This is a genomic window from Plebeiibacterium sediminum, from assembly GCF_026013605.1.
GTDB lineage: Bacteria > Bacteroidota > Bacteroidia > Bacteroidales > Marinilabiliaceae > Saccharicrinis > Saccharicrinis sediminus.
Window position 1 is genome coordinate 1 of record NZ_JAPDPJ010000160.1, and the last position, 3,063, is coordinate 3,063.

At 32.9% G+C, this 3,063-nt stretch carries 3 protein-coding genes and 1 tRNA gene; 1 reads left to right on the forward strand and 3 read right to left on the reverse strand.

Annotated elements, in window-relative coordinates; genetic code table 11:
• Nucleotides 1-141 precede the first annotated feature (141 nt).
• Nucleotides 142-621: a methylglyoxal synthase gene (locus OM075_RS24685; RefSeq protein ID WP_301193231.1), complete on the reverse strand. Its 480-nt coding sequence runs from the start codon at nt 619-621 to the stop codon at nt 142-144.
• Between the two features lie 99 nt (nt 622-720).
• Nucleotides 721-2,280 carry a sigma-54 interaction domain-containing protein gene (locus tag OM075_RS24690; protein WP_301193232.1) on the reverse strand — a complete coding sequence of 520 codons (1,560 nt, stop codon included), beginning with the start codon at nt 2,278-2,280 and terminating at the stop codon, nt 721-723.
• Nucleotides 2,281-2,584: 304 nt separating this feature from the next.
• Between OM075_RS24690 and OM075_RS24695 the strand changes: the two genes are divergently transcribed.
• Entirely contained in the window at nt 2,585-2,896 is a 312-nt protein-coding gene (locus OM075_RS24695; RefSeq protein ID WP_301193233.1) for a hypothetical protein, read from the forward strand.
• Nucleotides 2,897-2,974: 78 nt separating this feature from the next.
• On the opposite strand, the gene OM075_RS24700 is transcribed toward OM075_RS24695, so the two are convergent.
• Nucleotides 2,975-3,061 (reverse strand) — tRNA-Leu (locus OM075_RS24700).
• Between the last annotated feature and the right edge of the window lie 2 nt (nt 3,062-3,063).

Below are 3,063 nucleotides of genomic sequence, written 5' to 3' on the forward strand. Positions count from 1 at the left end.
CTCGCCTTTCGTTCAAAGCGGGTGCAAAGAAATAGCTTTTAATTCTAACATCCAAACAAAATTGAATTATTTATTTTGCAGAAACTCCAAGGTAAGAACTAAACCACTTTTTGTCAAGTGGTTAATTAGGGAAAGTTTTTTTTATTTCTCGATCTCCTCTTTAAATCTATTCACATAGGAAGAATAATCCTTAATTATAGGCCTGTAATCCTGATGAAACAACTCGCTGGTTACAACAAAATCTGCAGTTGCTCTATTCGTTGCAGTAACAACATTATATAAAGCACATATTCTCAATAAAGCTTTCACATCCACATCGTGCGGTTGAGGTTGCATTGGATCCCAGAAAAATATTAAAATTCCAACTTTTTGTTCTGCAATAAGGGCACCCAATTGCTGATCTCCCCCCAATGGTCCTGACTTAAGTCTTTTCACAGTTGGTGGTACAGCATTATTTTCAACACACTTTTCCTGTAATACATTTTTCACTAAAGAACCTGTAGTTCCTGTACATACCAAATCATGAGAAATTAATTCTTTCCAATTATACTTCACCCAATCCATCAAATCCTGTTTACGATTATCATGCGCCACTAAAGCAATCGTCTTTCTCTTTTTCATTCTATAATTTCTAATTAATTTCTAACTTCAATAACTCTTCTTCACTTTCAATCCAGATTCTACTTCACAAACAATTGAATACTATATTTAGTTTAATTATTACACTTTATATCTCCAGGCGTCAATTTTATATTTCTTAATTCTAGTTCCCAACATACGTTCTGTAATTTTCAATGATTCCGCAGCCTTGGTAATATTTCCTTTACTAGATATTAATCCATCAATAATCAGCTGCTTTTCCAAACGTTCCAGAACTCCGGTCATTCCTTCATTTGATCCGGTAGCTGTTGACGAGGCTGTTTGTAATGTTGGAGGCAAATGATATCCATGCACAACATTATCTCTGGATAATATACATGCCCTTTCTATTACATTCTCCAATTCCCTAACATTTCCTGGCCACCTATACATCATTAACATATCAATAGCCGAAGTTGTTATTCTTTTTATATTAGCCTTATTCTTTTTATTAAATTTTTGAATAAAGTGATCAACCAACAAAGGAATATCATTTCTTCGCTCACGTAAGGCAGGAACAAAAATTGGGAAAACATTAATTCTGTAAAATAAATCTTCCCTGAATTCGCCATCTTCAATAAGTTGTTCCAGATTACAATTGGTAGCACATACAATTCTTACATCAACCGCTATAGTTTCAGTACCACCTAACCTTTCAAATTCGCGTTCCTGAATAACCCTTAATAACTTAACCTGAGTTGACAATGGCAAGTCTCCAATCTCATCTAAAAATATTGTACCTCCATTTGCCATTTCAAAGCGACCTTTCCTCATTTGATCCGCACCAGTAAAAGCACCTTTCTCATGACCAAACAACTCACTCTCTATTAATGAATCAGGCAAAGCAGAGCAGTTTACCTTGATAAGATTTTTATTTTTTCTACTACTACTTGTATGAATTGCATCAGCAATCAATTCCTTACCAATACCAGACTCCCCTCGAATTAACACAGTACTATTGGTAGGTGCCACCATTTCAACCAATGAAAACACATCTCTCATTTTACTACTGTTTCCTATGATATTTGTAGCAAAGTTATTTCCTGCAACTTCTGTTTGCAACTGAATATTTTTTTGCTTCAACTCTTCAAGCTCTTCCACTTTTTGCTGACGAACCTTAACCGTTTTTGCAATCAAGGATCCAATAATGGATAAAAAATGAATATCCTCTTCGTATGGAATATGAGGATTAAACTCCCTTACCACACTCAAAGCCCCTGTCATTTTATTTTCCACAACAATAGGAATACAGATAAAAGTTAACTCCCGTCCTTCCTTTCTAAGATCTGATCTGGTTTTATTCAAAAACAAATTAGATTTAGATATTTCCTGGATTACAATTGGCTGACCAAGTTCAACCACCTTACCAATAACACCTTCACCCAATTGATATTTACCCAAAGACTGTTGCTTTGGACTCATACCGTATGCAGCTTCTATATATATACTGGAATTATTACGATTATAAATAGTTAAAAAACTCCTCTCTGCCTCCAGGTGATCTACTAACATTTTTAAAATGGGAGATAAATCATTCTTCAGTTCAGTTGAAGCTATCAGCCTTTGACTAATTTCAAACAAAAGCGTCATTTCTTTCAAACCATAACATTCAGATCCCCCCTTAATACAATTTGCAGCCATAAGTATAATAAGTAGTATTAATTTGTAAGTAAATAGATGTCAAAGATAATTTTTTATTAATGAACCCCGCAAAATTAGGGGTTACTTCATGATTATTTATACTTATTTTAATCTACCCCCTATTTTTTAAAATATTTTATTAAAATTTGATAACATTTTATAACAAATACCCACTCACTAACAACACCAAACCTGAAAAATATTGTTTTATGAAACATAAGTATTTTGAAAATATGTGAATATTAAATAACTTGACAATTACGAAAATCTACAATTAATTATTTAATCTACAAAATTTCACCCCATGATCAGTCTAAGCGATATTGAAATTAACCAATCTCAATTAAATCACTTACTAAGCCAACATGAGAAAAATGCTTATAAATACCTTCTTGAAAATGGTGTTTTTTGCAACCACTGTAATGACTATTGTAATTATGGTATATCTAATTACAAAGTATATTTAGATCGTTTTAATGATATTAAAGTTACTGGGGAATGTACTTTCTGTAGTAATGAAGTATCTAAAATTATGGAATTTGGAGATAATGAATCATTTTTTAGAAAGGCGGTTCAATTTAGAAATACCAGAAAAGTATTGACTGAAAGTGATTGATTCAATTTCCTATAATTCTTGAAAATATTCCATAAAATAAAAAAGGTCTCTCCTTAATATAAGAAGAGACCTTTTACTTGGTACTCGAGGCGGGACTTGAACCCGCACGTCCTAATGGACACAAGATTTTAAGTCTTGCGTGTCTACCAATTCCACCACTCGAGCAT

What these genes read in the sequence shown, in the direction of transcription:
- OM075_RS24685 (WP_301193231.1), bottom strand. Translation starts at nt 621, where the DNA reads ATGAAAAAGAGAAAGACGATTGCTTTAGTGGCGCATGATAATCGTAAA.
- OM075_RS24690 (WP_301193232.1), bottom strand. Translation starts at nt 2,280, where the DNA reads ATGGCTGCAAATTGTATTAAGGGGGGATCTGAATGTTATGGTTTGAAA.
- OM075_RS24695 (WP_301193233.1), top strand. Translation starts at nt 2,585, where the DNA reads ATGATCAGTCTAAGCGATATTGAAATTAACCAATCTCAATTAAATCAC.